This window comes from Acidicapsa acidisoli, from assembly GCF_025685625.1.
In the GTDB taxonomy this organism is placed as follows: domain Bacteria; phylum Acidobacteriota; class Terriglobia; order Terriglobales; family Acidobacteriaceae; genus Acidicapsa; species Acidicapsa acidisoli.
In genome coordinates this window covers 251,648-270,758 of the sequence record NZ_JAGSYI010000003.1, presented here as the reverse complement: position 1 = coordinate 270,758, position 19,111 = coordinate 251,648, and the positions used below count along the sequence as shown (strand labels likewise).

The window sequence follows — 19,111 nt, the reverse complement described above, 5'->3', positions numbered from 1 at the left end:
TCAGCGCTTGGGAAGCGCCTCCTTGTCGCCGGTATTCATAAAGCTGCGGTGCTTTCCCCCGGCGTTCAGATTTGGATCGCGCACCGGCATCCTATCCGACTGGCCGTTGAAGTCGCGCAGCAGCTTGGGGTTAGGCCGAAACTTCTCCGGTCCTCCGTTGAACTGGCGTACATGGCTGATCACAATGCCCATTCGCCCATGCGTCACACGAACGACTCGCGCAGCGCGATGTTCTGGTCGCGATACTTGCGCAGGTCGCCGACATCGTCGCGGTCTGCATTCATGCTCACCAGCGTGAACCGGCACTGATCGTCAGGCAGGTCGGCGGGGCAGACATCCAGAAAGCGCGTGCCGTCTTTAAGTTCCACAACATCGTAAACATGCGCCGCGACACAAATGTCCTTATTGCGGTGTTGGTCCTGTTCCGCTTCGGAGACCGGAAGGCACTGCTTACCGGCAAGCTGCGCAGGAGGAGCATCCGCTTGCGCGGCTACGGAGCCGAGAAGAAAAGCGAGAGCTAGTACAAAGGGGATTGCAGCGATAATAAGCGCGGATCGGAACCGATTCCAGACGGCCAACTGGGTTCTCCGGGAAGAATTTAAGCTACGGATATTCCCTGCAAGCGTATCGTCAAAACTCTCATTAGGGGAAGCCCGCGTTTTTGCGGCTCTCGATGGCGATTGAGTCAACTAGATCGGCCCATCGTCGTCTAACCGTCAGGCTTCTCGATCCCGAATTTGACTGGATTCATCCAACCTTATGACTACGCTTTCAAAGACGCATCTTGCCGCCCTGCTTTTCCTGCCCGTCTCGCTCGGTGTAGCGTTCGCGGCTGCTCCGCAAGCGTCCAGCCCGGCCCAGACGTCAGCCCAAACTCCGACCCAGACCTCGGCGACGCCATCTACGACATTGAAGGTCCAGGTCAACGAGGTCATCCTGCCAGTGACCGTCCGGGACAAGAAGGGCCAGGTCGTGCCTAATCTGAAACAGGAAGATTTCACCCTCACGGAAGATAGCCACCCGCAGACGATCAAGAGTTTTTCTCACGAGACGAACTTGCCTTTCCGTCTTGGTTTGCTGGTCGACACCAGCCGCAGCCAGCAAAACGCACTGCCCGACGAGCGCACGGCGACCGGAAAATTCATCGATCAGATGCTTTCCCAGCCGGCCGACAAGGCGTTTCTTCTCCATTTCGATCACGAAGTTGAGCTGCTTCAGGACTTCACCGCCTCTAAATCCAAGCTGCATCACGAACTCGACGATATGAGTAGCTCAAACTCCTCGGGCGGGGACGACGGCCAAAGCAGTGGCCAGAGCGGCAGCGGAGACAACGGCAGAGGCGGAAGCAGCCGGAGGCGCGGCGGTACGCAGATGTACGACGCCATCTATCTGGCATCCAACGAGTTAATGCTCAAGGAGCATGGCCGCAAAGCAGTCATCCTGCTTTCAGACGGCGTTGACCGCGGCAGCAAGGAATCGCTGAACGACGCCATTGACGCTGCGGAAAAGGCGAACCTCACCGTGTACACCGTTTACTTCAAGGGGGAAGAGGAACACGACGGCAGCGGATTTCCCGGCTCGGGAAGACGCGGCGGCATGGGCGGGGGATATCCAGGCGGTGGCGGCTACCCGGGCGGCGGAGGTTATCCAGGTGGGCGGGGTGGACAGAGGCCGGGGTCAAGCGAGCCCAAGGTCGACGGCAAGAAGATCCTGGAGCAAATCTCAACCCGAACAGGCGGCCTGTTTTTCGAAGCTAAGAAGAAAGACAGCTTCGATGAGATCTACGCCCAGATCGGCGAAGAGTTGCACGGCCAATACCTGCTCACCTACACACCGGATAAGCCTGCGAGCAGCGACGATTCCGACGGATTTCACAAAATCTCATTGAAGGCGAAGGATGACAAGCTGCAGGTGATCACCCGCGAAGGGTATTACTCGCAGAACTAGCCACGGTCTCAGGCTGCGGCGCAGTTCACCAGAATCCTTTCCGCACCGAGCCGCCTGTCTACGGCGACCAGGATCGAGTCCAGACCGACAATACGCAGCAGTTCCAGCACGTGGGCCGAGGGGTCGACCACGAAGAAGTCCGTTTTCGCTTCGACCGATGTGCAATACAGCGTAATCAGCGCGGCGATGCCCGCAGCGTCAATTCGTTCGACACCGGAAAGATCCAGCGCTACAGATTCCTGCTTCACACGCGGCAGTACTTTCTCCACCACATACGCTTCCGAACCACGCACCAACTCACAATTCACAGCAATCACGACGACCGGGGAATTGGAAGCCGAGGAAATATTCAAAAAAGGCGATACATTCATAAATGTCCTCCAGATCGGGCCTGGGTGGAAATAGCTACGGTAGATCGACCACGCCGTTCTGCCATGTTGCACCGATTACTGAACCCGTCTTGAGAATTGGATACGCAAAGATGCCCCCCCGAGGTTCCATTCGTAATACTTCCTTCTCGCCGGATCGCGAATCCTTCGCGATTGCAGAGACTGGTCGAGTGCCCTCGCAAAAGGCCGTCCGCGAACTCGCACTGCGTGCTGGATTCACCGAGGCGGCCATCGTCAGCCTGCCCTACCCCGAAACTGGGCGCGATGCGGCCCGATTCGCCGAATTCCTCGAAAAAGGCCGTGCCGGGAGCATGGCTTACCTTGCCCGGCGCAACGAGAGCGGGGAGCCGTTGCGCAGCCGGGTCGACCTGCCGTTCCCCTGGGCCCGCTCGGTTGTCGTGTGCATGGCCAGCTACCATGCCGATGCACCACTTTCCACCGCGCCTGCGCCGCCGGAAGCCGGCTGGATCGCCCGCTATGCGTGGTCGAGCCGCCGGGATGAAAAAGGGGTAGTTCGGCCCAGCGATTACCACAAAGTCCTGCTCAAACGGCTGCGCGAACTGGACGCCGCGCTGCACGCGGCCTTCGGCGAGTTTGAATCCCGCGCCTATGTGGATACCGGTCCAGTGGTCGAGCGCAATGTTGCCCGCGCTGCGGGCCTCGGCTGGACCGGCAAAAATACCTGCCTGATCCACCCAAAGCTGGGGAGCTGGAATTTTCTGGCGGTTCTCGTGACCGCGCTTGAACTGCCGCCCGATGAAGCGGCGCTCACCGTCCCCGACCGCTGCGGCAGTTGCCGCCGTTGCCTCGACGCCTGTCCTACGCAGGCGCTCGTCGAGCCATATCAGATGGATGCGACTCGCTGCATCTCTTACTTGACCATCGAGCATCGCGGGGAGATTCCCGAAGACCTGAAGGCCGGGATAGGTCGTCAGATCTTCGGCTGCGATATTTGCCAGGATGTCTGCCCATGGAATCGAAAAGCCCCGATTACTCTCGGTAATCCGGACCTCGCTCCTCGCCCGGAACTTATCAATCCGGATCTGACGTGGCTGGCCGACCTTGAGAACGCGGATTTTGAGCGGCTCTTCAACGGGTCGCCAATCCGCCGTGCTGGTTTTCTGGGATTGCGCAGGAACATCGCCATCGCCATGGGAAACAGCGGTCTGACGCGCTGGGCGCCATGGCTGAAGCGCTGGTCGCTCGCCGAAGCCGAAACCAAGTCCGAACCCAAGCCAAGCCGCGAAACCGGCGATGGTTCGGCTCCCGATCCGGTTCCGAATCCGGCTCAAGCCGCCTTACGGGAAGCTGCCGATTGGGCTCTTCGCCGGCTGGAGGTAATCGAGAGACAGGAAAGGCCGGAAGTTAGGGCCTGACCGGGTTTATGCCGGTCGAGTTACTTCAATTGCATTCAGCCCTTTGGGGCCCTGCTGTAACTCGAACTCGACCGCCTCGCCTTCATTCAGCGAACGATATCCATCTGCCTGGATTGCAGAAAAATGCACAAAGACATCCTCGCCCGTGGAACGCTGTATGAATCCGTATCCCTTTGCGCCGTTGAACCATTTCACTATGCCTTTTTCCTTCACTGCCACACTCCTCATGAACTGCCGATAAGAGTCCGTTGCCGATGAAAACCGTTTGGTGACAACTATCCTGCAAGACACCGAGAGCTACCAGTCGATCCCTTATTGGGCGCGGCGGCAGCTCGGAGTGACTCCCGGAATGTACCTGACACTGCGTCCAATAAATTTGAGACTGCTCACCAATTCAGCAATCTGGCGTCGCCGCCTCTAAGGGGTACTGTGCTCTGGTTATGTCAGGATTCCGACGAAAATGCAAGAAAAAACCTCACGTTCTCAAGGCGCACTTACCTTGAATTTGCATCTTTCCCAGTGTTTACGCGGTCAAACGCGATGCCTCTGGTAGCATCGAAACTAGAGTTCGATATGTCCTCTATTTCAACATCCGAGACTGAGGGGCTTGCCCAATCCCCGGAAATGACCGTGCCGCAGTCAGGGGAATCGTCCCCTGCCCGGGCCGTCGACGAAGGTCCTCTGCCCATCTACGGCTTCCAATGGCAGCGGGACGGAAAGGTGCTGCTGCACTACCTGATGGATAGCGAGGTGCATACCTTCGCTTTCAGTGTTGCCGCGAATGCGATCCTTTCTTGCATCCCCTTCATCGTGATGCTGTACACGATCGCAAACAGCGTCTTCCATTCCCACGAGATGATGGATGTCATCGGAGATTTCATCAAGTATCTGCTGCCATCCAATCAGGATTGGGTAGCAGCGCACTTGGCTGCGGTCGCTCCGAAATCGGGCGTCCGCGCACTTTCTCTCCTCATGATTCTGGTCTCATGCACCGGCATTTTTCTGCCGCTCGAGGTGGCGCTCAATCGCTCCTGGGGAGTAGCACAGAGCCGTAACTACTTGATGAATCAGCTTATTGCGCTTGGCCTCGCGCTGTGGATGGTGGTTCTCGGCCTGACCTGCATCTTTCTCAATGCAGGCGAACGCACGATTCTGAACATGCTCTTCTTCGGACATGTCGACAACTTCGCCTATCGGGCTCTGAAAGAGTCGTGGCTGGCTCTGTCGACCGCAGCAGCAAGCATTCTGCTTTTCTTTTCGATCTATTGGGTTCTGCCCAATCGCAAGTTGCCACCCCGGCCGGTGCTGCGCGTTTCCATTGTCACAGGCCTGCTTTGGGTGGCGGCCAAGTATGTCTTCGTGGCGCTTTTGCCGAAGCTGGATCTTCGCGGCCTCTACGGGCCGTTTTCCGTCTCCGTCGGACTGCTGCTTTGGGCCTATGTCTCGGGATTGCTGCTGTTTGCCGGTGCGCAATTCAGCGCAATGCGCCATAACAGCCGCAAGGGAGTTTCTCGGAGTCAGGTAGCTCACGACGCTTCTGGCGGTGGCTTTTCCTGAAAGAGATGCCACCGCCAGCGTCTTTGAGTCAGTTTTTGAGTCATGACCTTCGAGTCAGGGTTTAACCACAAGAGCTATGCAATCCAGCGGTAACTCAAGATCTGGTCAACCGTGAAACTTCGCGATCATTTCGCTTAACTCTGAGTTGCAAATTGCGGATACACGAATCGGACCAACTCCCCGATATTGCGATGCTTTGCAATTGGATGTTGCACCGGGCTGTTGTGCAATATCTCGTACCGGTTCCGGCGGCCATCTTTCTTGACGGTGACATACCCGGTTGCGGTCAGATCGTCGACAATTCGTTGTACCGCTCGTTCCGTAATTCCGACGGTGGCTGCGATCTCGCGCATTCGGAGATCGGGTTGTTGGGCGATGAGCACCAGAACATGCGCATGATTGGTAAAGAGCGCAATCTGGTGGGGAGGGGCAGCGACACTGAGAGACACATCATTCATGCAGAACCTCTAAGGCAATAAAATGGTACACAATGTTTTCGCGTATCGAACTTCGCGTAATGGAAAATACCTATGCTATTCCACGAACAATTGCGCATTAATCTGCGGAGAAAATCCTTGAAGCACCGGGATACACCGAATGAAATTACTCTATTTGCATCCTCTGCCGTTCGAGTCGGGCGAGGTAGCGAACGCGATTCAAGCGTTTGAATCCGCAGTTGAATTTTACTCGCAACCAATAGAGTTTGTGAATGCTTTCTTAAGAAAAGGATTTCCGGTCTTCAATTAGTAAATCGATGCACCCGAGTTTCGCAGATCGAGCCCGGACTGGGAATCCGCACGAATCGTCTACCTTAGATTGAATTACGGGAGCATTCGCGGCTGACGCCCAGACTCTGGCAACTTGACTACTGCAATCGGAAGGCTTTTTCAGCAATGGCGTTCGGACTTCGTCCGGTCGGTAGCAGTGTAAACACGGATCGTGGGACGAGGCCTGTTCCTGTCGTCGAACTATTGTTGGTGCGAATCACCGCTACGTCGCCAGACAGCGCGTCCACGGCGAAGAGGAGATTTCCCGTCGCGGAAAACGCCAGCGCATCCGGTCCGTCGCCGACATGAATCGACGCCGTGCGCTTGCCGTCGTCAATCGAGTAGACCGAGATCTCCTGCGAACGAAAATTGCTCTCGTACAGCAGGGAATTGTCCGAGCTCACCAAGCCTCGCACCGGGTGCGAGCCCATCAGGTAAGCCCCGCCGACCTCATCGGTGCCGGTTACGACTTCGGAAATCGAGTCCGAGTCGAAATTGGAGACAAACAACTCGCCACCATCCGGCTTCAACGCCAGATGCACCGGCGAGCGACCTACGTCCAGCAAAGCCTCCAGGGCATCAGTTCGTGCCGGGGCGCCCGCCTCGGCCGGTCGCGCCAGCGCAATGGCCATGATCTGGTGCCCGCCTGAACAGGCCACGAAAGCCTTGGTTGAGTCCGGCAAAATTACGGCGTCGGTTGCGCCGGGGCAGCCCTCAATGACTTTACGAATGCGCGGAATATCCTGCCCGCCCGCACTGAAGATGCTTACGCTGTTGCCAAGCCGATTCGTCACGATGAGGGATTTGCCATCGGGAGAGATTCGCGCCATGCCCGGTCCTTCCCCGGTTCCGGCCACGGCAATCTCCCTGCGCGTCTTCAGATCGATCACCGAAACCGAGTTCGACCCCGAGTTCGCCACATACGCCAGGTCGCCCGCTGGATCGACGTCCAGAAAATAAGGCTGGCGATGCACTGGAATGGTAGCTACGACAGCGTTCTTTTCCGCGTCAATGACGGAAACAGAACCGTTAGCCCCATTTGCAGGGGTAGCTCCTGAATTAACGACATACACTTCGTTGCGCTTCGGGTTTGCGATCACCCCGGTCGGGTTCTGTCCCACTGGAACCACGCGGTCCAGCCGTACATTGACCACATCGAAAACAGAGACGGTGTCGCTGCCGCCATTCGTCACGTAGGCATATTCCCGATAATTTGCCGGGTATTCAGGAAAATCGCGATGGCGGCAGCCGATTAGGGCAAGAGTTCCCATCGCCAACCCAAAGGCAACAGTATTGTGGCGGCGCACAGGCTTGGCCCTCACGCGGTCGCGGTTCCGACATGGATGCCACGCGGCACTCGCCGGTGCAGCACAGCCGCAATCTGCTCGAGTTCGTCCATCATCGTCGCAAACTGGTCGGGATAGATGGACTGCGGCCCATCCGAGAGCGCCTTGTCGGGCTCGTGATGGACTTCGACCATGACGCCGTCCGCGCCAACGGCAACAGCGGCCCGCGCCATAGGAACGACCTTGTTCCGCTTGCCGGTGCCGTGGCTCGGGTCTACGAGGATCGGCAGATGGCTCAACCGTTGCACGGCCGGCACAATGCTCAGGTCGAGGGTGTTGCGCGTGTGGTCGGCAAAGGTGCGCACTCCGCGCTCGCATAGAATGACCTGATAGTTCCCCTCGCTCATCACGTACTCTGCGGCCATCAGAAACTCGTCCAGTGTCGCCGACATGCCGCGCTTCACCAGCACCGGCTTGCGCGTTTTCCCGGCTTTCTTGAGCAGCGAGAAGTTCTGCATGTTGCGCGCGCCGATCTGGATTACGTCCGCGTACTCGGCCACCAGCTCGAGGGTCTCGTTGTCGATGGCTTCGGTGATGATCCGCATTCCGGTGCGCTCGCGAATCTCGGCCATGATCTCCAGAGCCTCAAGTCCAAGCCCCTGAAAGGCATACGGCGAGGTCCGCGGCTTGTATGCGCCTCCGCGGAAGAACTGCGCTCCTGAGGCTGCCACCTGGTCGGCAATGGTAAAGGCCTGTTCCCGCGTCTCGATGCTGCAGGGACCGGCCACGATGGCTACGTTTTTGCCGCCGCCTATGATCGCATCCGTGCCCGGGAAACGGATAATCGTATCCTCTTCCTTCACGTCGCGACTGGCCAGCTTGTATGGTTTGGAGACCCGGATGACCTCGGCTACGCCGGGCAGGAATTCGAGATTGCCTCGATCCACTTCGCCCTGGTTACCGGTGATGCCGATTGCGGTGCGCTGTGCTCCGGGCAGTGCGTGTGCGCGAAATCCCAATTGTTCAATGTGTTCGCAAACTGCCTGCACTTGTTCAGGCGTCGCATGCGCTTTCATGACTACCAGCATGGCCATTGCCCCCAAAGATTAAGTGTAACGGGTGCCGGGAATCGGGGCAATGCTGGGGATTTTGCGGTATGCTTCGATCAAAATGCCGCCGCCAGTTTCGCTTCAGAAGATCGGCGGTCCTGCGGATCGTAGCAGCGATTAGTCGGCGTTGGTTTCAGAGGTGCCGGAGCAGGCAGCGACGATAGCGGGGCTGAGGACCATGGCTACGAAGGTAAGGCCGATAAGAAGATCATGCATTGGGGGATTCTCCTCTGTGGGGTTCCTCGGAACTTGTCCACAACCCAAGGATGACTCAAGTCACATGATTACTAAATAGCACTATTACCCTGATTCGAATCAGGACAGTGTTACCTCACGATACCCCTTAGGTGTAAGCCGCGCTCTGAGACTTCCTCGCCAGGACTGCAAGGCTGATCGGCAAAAGGAACGGCCCTCGCTCGTAGGAGCGAGGGCCGTTCGAATCAGATTTGTTTTCATGACGTTCCAAATGAAGACTGAATGCTTATTAAACCAGCTCAGAACGTCTACTGGACCAGCTCAAGGCCGGAGATTTCAATTAGTCGGCGTTGGTTTCAGAGGTGCCAGAGCAGGCGGCTACGATGGCTGGGCTGAGAACCATTGCTACGAAGGTGAGACCGATCAGAAGATCATGCATTTGGTTTTCCTCTTCTGTGGGGTTCGCTTGAACTCATCCACAACCTAAGGATGACTCAAGTCACATGATTACTAAATAGCACTAATACTTTGATCCAAATCAGGACAGTGTTACCCCGAATACCACGAAAGTGTCAGATCTATTTCGAGTTTCTTAGAACCTCCCCCTCTTGAATTGATACGTCGAAAGAAGGCCCAAAACTCGCTGCTGCCAAACCTATGCGTGTAGCGAGCACACATAATGTGAGCATTATTGCTCAGACTTAAGATTTCGCGAATTGAGATGTTCTATAGGCGTGCGAATCATCGCGTGCTCGTATCAGGAAATATGGGGAAGTTCTACAGTTCGAAACTCACTCGCCGAAAGTAGAGGTGAGAGGGCCCTCCAGACAAGGCCGTCCTTATGGATGGGTTAACGCAGATACCATTCGATTCCGCAACATTTCTCCGCACTCCGGGGGTCGGTCGCACAATCATCCAATTCAAGCCGAAACGCGCGCTTTTTTCTCAAGGGGGCGTGGCCGAAACTGTGTTCTATATCCACTCCGGACGCGCAAAGCTTACCGTGGTTTCCAAGCGGGGCAAAGAAGCCACAGTGACCCTGCTTTCTGCCGGTGATTTCGTAGGTGAGGAGGCAATTGCCGGAACCGGGCGGATTCGCATAGCTACGGCCAGCACCATTACTCTTTGCGTGGTCACTAGAATCGGCAGGGACCATATGCTCAAGATCCTGCACGAGGAGCACGCCTTCTCCGACTTCTTTTTGAAGTTCATGCTGGCGCGTGGCATGCGAACGCAGGCCGATCTGATCGATCAGCTCTTCAATTCGAGCGAAAAGCGTCTGGCCCGAACGCTCCTGTTGATGGCTGAATTCGGCAGACCCGGCGAGCCGGAGACGTTGATCCCCGCTGTCACTCAGGAAACGCTGGCCGAAATGATTGGCACAACGCGGTCGCGGGTAAGCTACTTCATGAACCGCTTCCGCAAGCTGGGCTACATTAGTTACAACGGTCGCATTCAGGTGCACAAGGCGCTATTGAATGTCGTTCTGCACGACCTGCTGCCTGAACAGAACGCAATGAGGCCTACAGTTCTCGAACCTCCGCTACCCAAAGCGCGAAAGGCTACAAGAGCGAGGCTGGTCTGAGCAGAATTGCACAGACTCCGTTCTCGCGACGCCTCCATACTTGTCGGAATCCAAGAGCAACATCAAAAGCGGGTGACAAGTGTCGGATGTCAAAGCATCTCTTCTGATCGTGGACGATGATCCGTCGATTCGCGATTACCTGTATGAGATGTTCGCCTGCATGGGGCACTTTGTGCGCACCGCGGAAGACGGATTCCACGCGCTACACGAGATGAGAGCGTCGCTTCCGGACATTCTGCTCTCTGATCTCAATATGCCTCGGATGTCGGGCTTTGAACTACTCTCGGTTGTCCGGCGCAGATTTCCATCCATCTACGTCATCGCCATGAGCGGCGACAACCCGCGCAGCGATATTCCCAATGGAGTTGCCGCAGACGGCTTCTATGAGAAGGCCTCGGGCGTGGTTGCGCTGCTTGAGGCGGTCAAAAGCGGGGTGATCTCCGATCGCCTCTCAATTTGGGCCTCGCGCAAGGCAACGCCGATTTGGGTTCCGCTCAGCAAGAGACATTCTCCCGACATCTCACAAGTCTTCATCGGCTGCCCGGAATGTCTAAGAGCGTTTCCCTATGCATCGGAGTCCCGCCACTCGCTTCAGGAAACAACCTGCGCTCACTGCTCCGCACCAATCAACTATGCGGTGGTCGAACAGTATGCTTCCACCATGTAATCGGATTATCGTGCCGGAATCGTCCGGATGAAGCTCTCCGGCGTGCCTGCGTTGACATCGACGAAGTGCACGTCCGACGGCTCCCGTCTGGGAGCATCCACGGAAAAGATAACGAAGGGGTGTTCGACAATTTCAGGGAAGCCGTGCACGACGCCGCGACGGAAGAACTGCATCTGCCCCGGTAACAGCACGACCGGCTCTGCATCGCCCACGATAAACTTCGCCCGTCCGCTGACTACTACCAGATATTCGTCACAGCCCTTATGGTAGTGAGCCGGAACATGGGTGTAGATGCGAAAAAGCCGCGCGCTCGCAGCCGGTTCGTCCGTAAGACGCAGATCCAGCAACATCGTATCGGCGCTTTCTGGCAGGGTTTTGGCAAGGGCCTGCAAGTCGAAACCGCCGTTTACGCTCGGCACTAGGGGAATTTTTGTATCGGACATTACTCTCCTTCGCGGTCGCATCTCAAACGGAGCACGATCGCACTGCTCGCCATTCCGCTACTAAAGGGATGAAGGAGACAACCGAAGGATTCAGCGGGAAAGTGGGAGGGAACTGGCAATTCCGGGAGATTTGGAGGGGAATGGAGCAGCAAGAGAAGATCCTTCAACGCCACCTTGTCAGGTCAAGCCGGGCTTCCATCTTGGGGCCTTAACGGAAATTGTAGGGAATTGACCGGAACAGACTACTCGCCGGGCATGTTCACCGATGCAGAAAACGAGAATCATCGCCGGTCACGTCTACTGGCCGGGTAGCGTGCGCGGACCAGCTTAGTCGAACTTCGATTCCGCGCTGCCGGACTTTGCGGCGACAACTGCAGGTGCTACAACCATTCCGATGAAGGCGAGGCAAATCAGAACATCATGCATGGGGGTGTCTCCTCTGTAGAAGCTCTCATGAACTTCTCAACACCCTGATCATCGGCCCGATTAGAGTTTTCTTACATCCCACGAAGACAGCGATAGTAATCAAATCCGTGTTACTGCCGTACCCACCTTAGTGTTATCTGGTTTAGACTCCTGGGGTTAGCGACCAGCACCGGTCTTGAGTTTGCTCCGCTGCCCCTGCCACTTCACTACCATCCACAAAACGTATCCCAATTGGATAGCCCACGTAACGCAATACGCGGCTACCAGAAATTTATGCCCCATTCGAAACCACCTTTTCTCGCGCTTCCTTTTGCCTTCCATCAGGAAGCCGATCGTCATTGAGCTTGCTTGCAAGTGTCAGAAAAAATGAAACTTACTGGGGAAGTCCGGCGCTTTTACTCCGATCTCAATCGGCCATCAAAGCCGCCGAGGCTTCAGCTGTTTCTATGGTCTGCTGACGCCGCTCAACATACACACGGATCAGCAATGCCGCCAGTCCCCAAACCCCCCAGGCGAGCACATTCCAACCAAAAGCCGCCAGCATCTGCGGGTCCTTGATGCCGGAATCGTCCCCGCCAAAGAAGACCGGCGAGGGGTGTTGGGTGCGCCACCACCGGTTTGCCATGTATACAATCGGCACATCCAGCGCGCCAAAGATCGAAAGTACAGCAGCCAAAGTTTTCATTTGCGGTCCAGCCGCGAACTTCCGTAACAGCAAATAGCTTACGTAGATCAGCCAGAGAACCAGAGTCGTTGTCAGCCGCGCATCCCAGGTCCACCAGATTCCCCAGACAGGCTTGCCCCAGAGCGGCCCAGTAATCAGCACGACGGTACAAAAAACGACTCCAACCTCGGCTCCTGCGAGCGCCCAGGCATCCGCAGCCAGCGCCTTGGCCGGGGCGCTGCGCCGCCATGCCAGAAATAGGATCGACGCGACAAAGCTGATTGCAAAAAAGAGGAAGCAGAGCATCGCATTGGGAACGTGGTAATAGAAAATGCGCTGCACCTCGCCCATCGTCGCCTCGGTTGGGGCAACGTACATGGCCTGATAGTAACCCCACGCCATGAGCGCCGCGACACCCACAGCTCCCAGCGCGATCATCAACTTTTTCATCGTATTGTGTGCCTCACATGCTTCGACGGACGTGCTTAGTTTATCGCGCAGGGAAGTGGTTTGTCGTAACCGCCGTTACTCGGCTTCGAGAACCGTATCGAAGAGCAGCAGGCTGATGGTGGTGAAGATGATGTCGTAGCCGCCCAGCATTTTGATCCAAACCAGGCTTGGGTCGCTTCCGTCGCCGGTGAGGATCGTTTTGACGGACTGAACCATGGCCAGAAGCGCAGGTAGAAAAATGGGGAAGAGGATTAACGGCAGCAACAGTTCGCGATTGCGGCTGCGGATCGACAGAGCGGCGAAAAAAGTCCCGTTGGCGACCAGCGCCCATGTTCCAAGTGGTATCACCAGCGTCAATAGCCAGGCATCCCCCAAAGGATGGAGGTTATAGAAAATGAAGAAGATAGGTCCGAGAATGCACTGGACGATGCTCACGAAAAGGAAGTTCGCCAGCACCTTGGCGAAGAACAATGCCGCGCCGCCACCTTCGGTCATACGCAGCGCGTCGAGCACCTGATGGCGAATCTCGCGCGCCCACGCCTGATTGAGCGCCGAAACGCTGGCGAAGAGCGTAGCCACGCAGAGGACGCCGCCCGCGATCTCGCGCGAAGTGTCGGCGCTCGGGTCAAAGGCCATACTGAAGAGCACAACGACCAGCAGCGCGAAAAAGAGCATGGAGTTGATGGCGTCGCGGGAGCGCCACTCGATGCGCAGGTCTTTCCGCAGATGGGACCAGACCAATCCGGTCCAGCTTGGGGTCAAGCTCGGCTCGTTTCCCGTTTGCGGCATCAGGAGTGAACCTCGCGGGATTCGGGTGGCTTTACCTCTTTCGTCAGGTCGGCGACGGTGGCTTCCGCGGCGCGCAGGTAATCCGCCGGTGAAAGAATAAGCTGCGTGCCGCGCACGCCTGCTGAGACGCTGACCTCGTCGAACAATTCAATCGTCTCGTCGGCGAAAACCGGATACGCCTTTTTCGCGCCGAAGACAGTGACGCCACCGCGAATGTATCCCGTCAGCGGCTGCACCTCTTTTAGCGAAACCATCTCAGTCTTACGGACGCCGGCTGCGCGAGCCAGTTTCTTAAAATCTAGTTCAGCGTCACCGGGAATAACGGCGAAGAAATGGCTGCCTGCGCCATCCGTCGTAAGCAGCGTCTTGAAGACCTGTTCGATCGGCATATCGATCTTCTTCGCGACAGTGACGGCAGTCAGATCTTCGGGGTCGACTTCATACTCGCGCAACGAGTAGAGGATGCCGAGACTGTCGAGGAAACGTGCGCCGTTGGTCTTCATGAAGCCTGATCGGGAATTCTCGATGTTCAATTTGAGTGCAAATCGTTGCTCATCTGAGAATATCCTTTCCGCTTGCAGAGCAGGACCTGTGAGACGGCAACAAACACAGAACTGCCTCGGAATCGAAGGACGCCGAGGCAGGGATAAGGCGAAAGATCGTAAGGTCAGGAGCGGCGGAGATTATCGGCCGGCTGATTTGTCAATCAGGCAAGTGTCGCCTCGCCTGCACAGGTATGGTGGCCGCACCGGCAAACAATTTCCGATGCACCATGAAGGGCCTCACAGTGAGGACTGCAATATTTTTCCTTGTTGGCTGGCACGCAACTACAGGCTGGGTTCGCGCATTTCTTTGGGTCTGCCATTGCTTCTCCTTTGCTGGACCCTTCCTGTCGCAGAATCGACGAAAGGTTGAGCCATTTTGTAGGATGCGCGATTGTTGGAACGGGAAAGCCGAACCTTGGCCGAATCCGGGCCGAACCTGTTCACTCGGGATCAGGTTTAGAGCGTGGGAGCACCGCGTTCGAGCGAGGCGACGCGTCCGGCCTTGAGGGTCAGAACGAAGTCGGCGATGGGCGCGGCGAGTTCCCGCTGATGTGTGGTGATTACGATTGTCCGGCTGCCGGTGCGAAATTTGGCAAGAAGCTGCACCATCTGTCCGACGCTCTCCACATCCATATTGGAAAACGGCTCGTCGAGCAGCAACAACTCTGGTTGCGAGAGCAGCACGCGAGCGAGCGAAGTGCGCTGACGCATGCCCTGCGAGTATTGGCCGAGGGTGCGCGTCAGCGTCGGATCGAGGCCGACCTGACGCAGGGCTTCGTCTGGGGCAAGACAATCGTTTCCCTGATAAAGGCTGCGGAAGTACGCGAGATTTTCAACCCCAGTGAGTTCGTCATACAGCATCGGTGCGTGGCTCATGTAGCCGATGCGATGGCGTGCGGCGCTGGGGGCGAAATCGCCGAAAACAGAAACCTTCCCGGTCGAAGGATGGAGCAGACCGGCCAGGATTCGCAGCAGAGTTGATTTCCCCGCGCCGTTTTCCCCAAGCAGAATGTAGCATCGGCCCGGTGCGAATTCCACGGAGACCTGCCGCAATGCCGCGAACGAGCCGAAGAGCCGTGAAACGGATTCCAGACGGGCCAGCGGGGTTGAGAGTGCTTCTGGCGTCGGTACAAGGGCTGCGTGGTCGGAATCGGTCATGTTGTATGGATTCTGCCCAGCTTGCGGGCGTAACGAAACGACACCCGCAGACTTGGGGCAGGCCTTCGAAAAGAATACCGCAGCGGATGTGCCGTCAGGGTTTGACCCCCGCTGCGTTCTCAATATGGGTGCTTCTGCTCTCTGGGCTCGCCGTTTGCTCGATCACGTCGTCCATCTTTTCCATGAGCAGGTTCATTCGGTTCGAGAGCGACTGAATCTCTGATTCCGCGCGCAGATTTACCTGGTAGTCCAGCTCGCTTCGAACTCGGTCCTTCAGATCCTGGCGGTTCTGGCTCATCATGATCACGGGAGCCTGAATCGCCGCCAGCATCGACAGAAAAAGATTCAGCAGAATAAACGGATATGGGTCCCACGCGCGGTTCTGCAATGCCACATTCGCGGTCGAATAAACGGCAAGCACGATGCCAAACAGGATGATGAACGACCACGAGCCGCCAAATCGCGCAACTGTGTCCGCGATGCGCTCTCCCAGGGTCGATTGCTCCTCGATGACCTCGTTGGCATTGCGAGCCGTGCGCGTGCGCACCAGCTTCTGCGCCGCGTGGAACTGACGCGCCTGCACCGTCAGCATATCCATACCGGCCATCGGCTTGCGTATGAGCAGAGCGGCAATGTCGTCGCGTCCGACCTCGAGACAAACCGTCTCCTCCATCGCCATGGCCGTGGTATGGTGCTCCACCTGCTGCAGCATGGAGGCAAAGCCGAAGAAGTCTCCGTGGACCGGCTCGTCGATCACCACTTCCTGCTGATCTTCGTCCATGGTTGTCAGACGCGCTTTGCCTGTCATCACCACGTAGGCATGGTTCGCGGACTCGCCCGCCTTGTAAATGCGCTGGCGCGGAGCAAACTTTCTGATCTCTATCTGCGCCGCCAGGATCTGCGCTTCATCGTCATCCAGCAGTTCAAAAAGAGGAATGTGACGTAACTCCTCGGGATTGCATGGCATGGCTCGCCTCACGCGCGGCCCGGTCAGGCCCAGGCCGCTTCATTTGTGAGCGAAGATATCAGACGCAGTCCCTGATCGGAACCCCTGGTTCGATGAATTTCCCCGCAGGACCAAGCGAATGCAACAGGTCCGGTTCCGCGTCCACTCAATCCGTTCGAAGCGCCTGCATCGGATCGACCGATGCCGCGCGCCGCGCAGGCAGGAATGCAGCGATCATGCCGGTGACCGCCGCAATGGCTGTGACCAGCGCCAGCACTGCCGGGTTGCGCGCCCCTGTGCCGTACAACATCGTCTTGAGCACGGAAGTTGAAAGCAGTGACGCGACGACTCCGATGGCGACTCCGACCGCGAGCAGCACGCCTGCTTCGCGCATCACCCCGCAGAGCACCTTGCCGCGCCGGGCGCCGAGAGCCATGCGAATGCCGATCTCGCGGGTTCGCCGCGAAATGGAGTACATCATCACCCCGTAAAGGCCAATGACGGAGAGCAGCACGGCAAGCCCTGCGAAGATACCCAGCAGCACCATCGCAAAGCGTGGCTGCGCGAGTTCGCCGAAGACCAGATCCTGCATCGTGCGAACATCGGTGACCGGTATCTCCTTGTCCATCGAAGCCACTACCTGCCGCGCATCCGGTTCCAGACTGAGTGGCTCGACTGATGTGCGCAACACCGTATGCAGGCAGCACCAGTGGCTCAATTGGGACGAGGGCAGGTACATCACCGGACGCATCTCGCGCTGCGTCGCAGAGAGCCGCACACTGCCCACTACGCCAACAATCTCGCGCCACGCCGGCTCCCCTCCATTGCCCGCACCCGGCTTCAGCCTCTTTCCGACGACATTCTCTCCCGGAAAATACTTCTGCGCGAAGGCCTGATCGACAATCATCACCTGCGGCGAATCCGCAGTGTCCTGATCGGAGAAATCACGGCCCTGTAAGAAGGGAATCTGCATCGTCCGAAAATAGTCCGATGTAATCAAAGTCACGTTCGCCCCGGCGCGCTGGCCCTCGGGAGCCGGATGCTCCGGGTCCTCGAAGCTGATGTCCGCGCTGTCATCGGTCATCGGCATGATCATCACCCCGGCTGCCGAATCCACCCCATGCATTGCGCGAACCTTCTCGAAATACTCCCGATAAAACTGCGGACGCGTCTCCTTATACCGCGAGTCGGGTGTCTCGAAGAGGAAAGTCAAGAGATGGCTGGGATTGAAACCTTCGTCAGTGCTTCGCAGATGCAGGAAGCTGGTGATCAGCAATCCCGCCGCAGAAGCGAGCACAAGACCCAGAGCAACCTGCCCGACAACCAGACCCGAGCGCAGCCAGTCGCGGCTTGCAATCTCCGTTCGGCCGCCTTCCTTCAGCACCGACACAAGGTCTGTCTTTGAGCCGCTGATAGCCGGCGCGATGCCGAAGATCAGCCCCGACAGGCACGATACGCCCGCGACGAAAGCCAGAACGCGCAGGTCCACCCCGGCATCAGCGGCGCGTGGAACCCGGTCTCCGATCAGAGACAGCATCACCGGCGTGGAGGCAAAGGCCAGCGCGCATCCCGCGATTCCGCCAATCGCACTCAGCGTCAGACTCTCAATCAGCAGTTGACGGACGATGCGATTGCGTCCCGCTCCGAGCGCCACGCGCATCGCAATCTCACGTTGCCGCTCGCGCATCCGCGCCAGCAGCAGATTGGCGATGTTGCCGCAGGCAATCAGCAGAACCAGCGCCACGGCTCCCAGCACGATCATCAATGCCGTTCGCGTGTTTCCAACCAGTGCGGAAAGTTCCGAACGCACCCTGGCCGCGTCGTGCCGGATGTTGGTCTTTGGATATTGCCGGGCCAGGTTCGCGGCAATCGCCGTGGCGTCCTGGTTGGCCTCGGCGACCGTAACGCCCGGCTTCATCCTTCCGATCGCGTTCAAGAAGTGTGCGCCACGCTGCTTGAACATGGAGTCGGTCGGAACGTCATCCACGGCCAGCGTCGTCCACATGCCGGTTTTAGGCGCGGTAACCGGAAAGCGGAACGACGACGGCATGACGCCGATGATCTGGAAGGAATCGCCGCTCAGGCGCACGGTCCGTCCAACTACAGACGCGTCTCCGCCAAACTGCGACATCCACAGCGCGTGGCTGATCAGGATTACACGGGTTCCAGCCTTCTCATCCTCATGCGCAAATCCACGTCCCAACTCCGGACGAACCCCAAGCGCAGGCAACAGGTCCCATGAGACGACCTGCGCGTCCACATGCACCGGCCCTCCATCGCCCGTGAGCGTATACGAGTTGTCGTGATAGGAGACCAGATTCGACAGGGTGTGATTGCCCGAGCGCATGTCGAGGTAATCTGGATAAGAGAGCGACCCGCCTTCGCCATCCGGAAAGCGGCGGTTCAGCGAGACCACATCCACGAGCTGATTCGGATGGTCGTACGGCAGCGGTCGTAACATGACTGCGTCGACAACGCTGAAGGTCGCGGTATTCGCGCCGATTCCCAACGCCAGAGTGACGATTGCCGTGATGGTGAAGCTGGGAGATTTGCGCAATTGCCGAAAGGCCAGACGAATATCCCGCCAGATATTTTCGAGGACCAGCGCGGCATCCTCGCCGGCGACCAGTTCCTGGATGGCAGTCCGGTTCCCGAATCGCAGCAAAGCATCGCGTCGAGCTTCCTGCGGCGACATACCGCCCGCGACGTTGTCCTCGATTCGCATCTCAACATGCGATTTGAGTTCGGCTTCGATCTCGCGCTCAACCCGCGAACGTACAAACAGATTCGATATACGGCGAAAAACCGACAT

Annotated in this window: 19 protein-coding genes; 5 read left to right on the top strand and 14 right to left on the bottom strand. The window is 57.5% G+C overall.

What is annotated here, in order from left to right:
- Both OHL23_RS18850 and OHL23_RS18845 read right to left on the bottom strand, forming a co-directional pair.
- On the bottom strand, positions 1 to 207 hold the full coding sequence (locus OHL23_RS18850) for a hypothetical protein (RefSeq protein WP_263353509.1): 207 nt from the start codon (positions 205 to 207) through the stop codon (positions 1 to 3).
- Entirely contained in the window at positions 204 to 578 is a 375-nt protein-coding gene (locus OHL23_RS18845; RefSeq protein WP_263353508.1) for a hypothetical protein, read from the bottom strand. Before OHL23_RS18845 ends, OHL23_RS18850 begins: the two co-directional genes overlap by 4 nt.
- A 181-nt stretch (positions 579 to 759) precedes the next feature.
- Between OHL23_RS18845 and OHL23_RS18840 the strand changes: the two genes are divergently transcribed.
- A complete protein-coding gene (locus OHL23_RS18840; RefSeq protein ID WP_263353507.1) occupies positions 760 to 1,947 on the top strand; it encodes a VWA domain-containing protein in 1,188 nt (395 codons plus the stop codon).
- 8 nt (positions 1,948 to 1,955) lie between these two features.
- On the opposite strand, the gene OHL23_RS18835 is transcribed toward OHL23_RS18840, so the two are convergent.
- Complete coding sequence (locus tag OHL23_RS18835; RefSeq protein ID WP_263353506.1) at positions 1,956 to 2,318, bottom strand: STAS domain-containing protein; 363 nt, start codon at positions 2,316 to 2,318, stop codon at positions 1,956 to 1,958.
- Between the two features lie 110 nt (positions 2,319 to 2,428).
- On the opposite strand from OHL23_RS18835, the gene queG reads away from it, so the two are divergent.
- A complete protein-coding gene (gene queG, locus OHL23_RS18830) occupies positions 2,429 to 3,712 on the top strand; it encodes a tRNA epoxyqueuosine(34) reductase QueG (RefSeq protein WP_263353505.1) in 1,284 nt (427 codons plus the stop codon).
- Between the two features lie 6 nt (positions 3,713 to 3,718).
- Here the strand turns inward: queG and OHL23_RS18825 are convergent, their stop codons facing one another.
- Positions 3,719 to 3,925 (bottom strand): cold-shock protein, encoded by a 207-nt coding sequence (locus OHL23_RS18825; RefSeq protein WP_263353504.1) that lies wholly within the window; start codon positions 3,923 to 3,925, stop codon positions 3,719 to 3,721.
- Between the two features lie 360 nt (positions 3,926 to 4,285).
- Between OHL23_RS18825 and OHL23_RS18820 the strand changes: the two genes are divergently transcribed.
- The gene (locus OHL23_RS18820) at positions 4,286 to 5,269 is read left to right on the top strand and encodes a YihY/virulence factor BrkB family protein (protein WP_263353503.1); all 984 of its coding nucleotides are present in this window, start codon (positions 4,286 to 4,288) and stop codon (positions 5,267 to 5,269) included.
- Positions 5,270 to 5,403: 134 nt separating this feature from the next.
- Here the strand turns inward: OHL23_RS18820 and OHL23_RS18815 are convergent, their stop codons facing one another.
- The 3 genes from OHL23_RS18815 to aroF form a co-directional block, all read right to left on the bottom strand.
- Positions 5,404 to 5,727: a helix-turn-helix transcriptional regulator gene (locus tag OHL23_RS18815; RefSeq protein WP_263353502.1), complete on the bottom strand. Its 324-nt coding sequence runs from the start codon at positions 5,725 to 5,727 to the stop codon at positions 5,404 to 5,406.
- A gap of 407 nt (positions 5,728 to 6,134) precedes the next feature.
- Positions 6,135 to 7,358, bottom strand: coding sequence for a beta-propeller fold lactonase family protein (locus tag OHL23_RS18810; protein ID WP_263353501.1), 1,224 nt, complete (start codon positions 7,356 to 7,358; stop codon positions 6,135 to 6,137).
- Complete coding sequence (aroF, locus tag OHL23_RS18805) at positions 7,355 to 8,410, bottom strand: 3-deoxy-7-phosphoheptulonate synthase (protein WP_263353500.1); 1,056 nt, start codon at positions 8,408 to 8,410, stop codon at positions 7,355 to 7,357. Before aroF ends, OHL23_RS18810 begins: the two co-directional genes overlap by 4 nt.
- A 1,057-nt stretch (positions 8,411 to 9,467) precedes the next feature.
- Here aroF and OHL23_RS18800 point away from each other — a divergent pair.
- A complete protein-coding gene (locus OHL23_RS18800) occupies positions 9,468 to 10,211 on the top strand; it encodes a Crp/Fnr family transcriptional regulator (protein ID WP_263353499.1) in 744 nt (247 codons plus the stop codon).
- A 79-nt stretch (positions 10,212 to 10,290) separates the two neighbouring features.
- A complete protein-coding gene (locus OHL23_RS18795; RefSeq protein ID WP_263353498.1) occupies positions 10,291 to 10,878 on the top strand; it encodes a response regulator in 588 nt (195 codons plus the stop codon).
- 5 nt (positions 10,879 to 10,883) lie between these two features.
- On the opposite strand, the gene OHL23_RS18790 is transcribed toward OHL23_RS18795, so the two are convergent.
- The 7 genes from OHL23_RS18790 to OHL23_RS18760 form a co-directional block, all read right to left on the bottom strand.
- Positions 10,884 to 11,321, bottom strand: coding sequence for a cupin domain-containing protein (locus tag OHL23_RS18790; RefSeq protein WP_263353497.1), 438 nt, complete (start codon positions 11,319 to 11,321; stop codon positions 10,884 to 10,886).
- An 832-nt stretch (positions 11,322 to 12,153) separates the two neighbouring features.
- On the bottom strand, positions 12,154 to 12,861 hold the full coding sequence (locus OHL23_RS18785; protein ID WP_263353496.1) for a cytochrome c biogenesis protein: 708 nt from the start codon (positions 12,859 to 12,861) through the stop codon (positions 12,154 to 12,156).
- A 75-nt stretch (positions 12,862 to 12,936) separates the two neighbouring features.
- Positions 12,937 to 13,623, bottom strand: coding sequence for a heme exporter protein CcmB (locus OHL23_RS18780; protein ID WP_317891703.1), 687 nt, complete (start codon positions 13,621 to 13,623; stop codon positions 12,937 to 12,939).
- Positions 13,624 to 13,649: 26 nt separating this feature from the next.
- Positions 13,650 to 14,153 (bottom strand): aminoacyl-tRNA deacylase, encoded by a 504-nt coding sequence (locus OHL23_RS18775; protein ID WP_263353494.1) that lies wholly within the window; start codon positions 14,151 to 14,153, stop codon positions 13,650 to 13,652.
- Between the two features lie 498 nt (positions 14,154 to 14,651).
- A complete protein-coding gene (gene ccmA, locus OHL23_RS18770; RefSeq protein WP_263353493.1) occupies positions 14,652 to 15,353 on the bottom strand; it encodes a heme ABC exporter ATP-binding protein CcmA in 702 nt (233 codons plus the stop codon).
- Positions 15,354 to 15,447: 94 nt separating this feature from the next.
- Positions 15,448 to 16,320 carry a DUF1003 domain-containing protein gene (locus tag OHL23_RS18765; RefSeq protein WP_263353492.1) on the bottom strand — a complete coding sequence of 291 codons (873 nt, stop codon included), beginning with the start codon at positions 16,318 to 16,320 and terminating at the stop codon, positions 15,448 to 15,450.
- A gap of 145 nt (positions 16,321 to 16,465) precedes the next feature.
- Positions 16,466 to 19,111 (bottom strand): ABC transporter permease, encoded by a 2,646-nt coding sequence (locus OHL23_RS18760; protein WP_263353491.1) that lies wholly within the window; start codon positions 19,109 to 19,111, stop codon positions 16,466 to 16,468.

Coding starts and splice junctions, on each gene's coding strand:
- OHL23_RS18760 (WP_263353491.1), bottom strand. CDS start 19,111: ATGTCGGTTTTTCGCCGTATATCGAATCTGTTTGTACGTTCGCGGGTT.
- OHL23_RS18765 (WP_263353492.1), bottom strand. CDS start 16,320: ATGCCATGCAATCCCGAGGAGTTACGTCACATTCCTCTTTTTGAACTG.
- OHL23_RS18820 (WP_263353503.1), top strand. CDS start 4,286: ATGTCCTCTATTTCAACATCCGAGACTGAGGGGCTTGCCCAATCCCCG.
- OHL23_RS18840 (WP_263353507.1), top strand. CDS start 760: ATGACTACGCTTTCAAAGACGCATCTTGCCGCCCTGCTTTTCCTGCCC.
- queG (WP_263353505.1), top strand. CDS start 2,429: ATGCCCCCCCGAGGTTCCATTCGTAATACTTCCTTCTCGCCGGATCGC.
- ccmA (WP_263353493.1), bottom strand. CDS start 15,353: ATGACCGATTCCGACCACGCAGCCCTTGTACCGACGCCAGAAGCACTC.
- OHL23_RS18835 (WP_263353506.1), bottom strand. CDS start 2,318: ATGAATGTATCGCCTTTTTTGAATATTTCCTCGGCTTCCAATTCCCCG.
- OHL23_RS18800 (WP_263353499.1), top strand. CDS start 9,468: ATGGATGGGTTAACGCAGATACCATTCGATTCCGCAACATTTCTCCGC.
- OHL23_RS18790 (WP_263353497.1), bottom strand. CDS start 11,321: ATGTCCGATACAAAAATTCCCCTAGTGCCGAGCGTAAACGGCGGTTTC.
- OHL23_RS18775 (WP_263353494.1), bottom strand. CDS start 14,153: ATGAAGACCAACGGCGCACGTTTCCTCGACAGTCTCGGCATCCTCTAC.
- OHL23_RS18815 (WP_263353502.1), bottom strand. CDS start 5,727: ATGAATGATGTGTCTCTCAGTGTCGCTGCCCCTCCCCACCAGATTGCG.
- OHL23_RS18785 (WP_263353496.1), bottom strand. CDS start 12,861: ATGAAAAAGTTGATGATCGCGCTGGGAGCTGTGGGTGTCGCGGCGCTC.
- aroF (WP_263353500.1), bottom strand. CDS start 8,410: ATGCTGGTAGTCATGAAAGCGCATGCGACGCCTGAACAAGTGCAGGCA.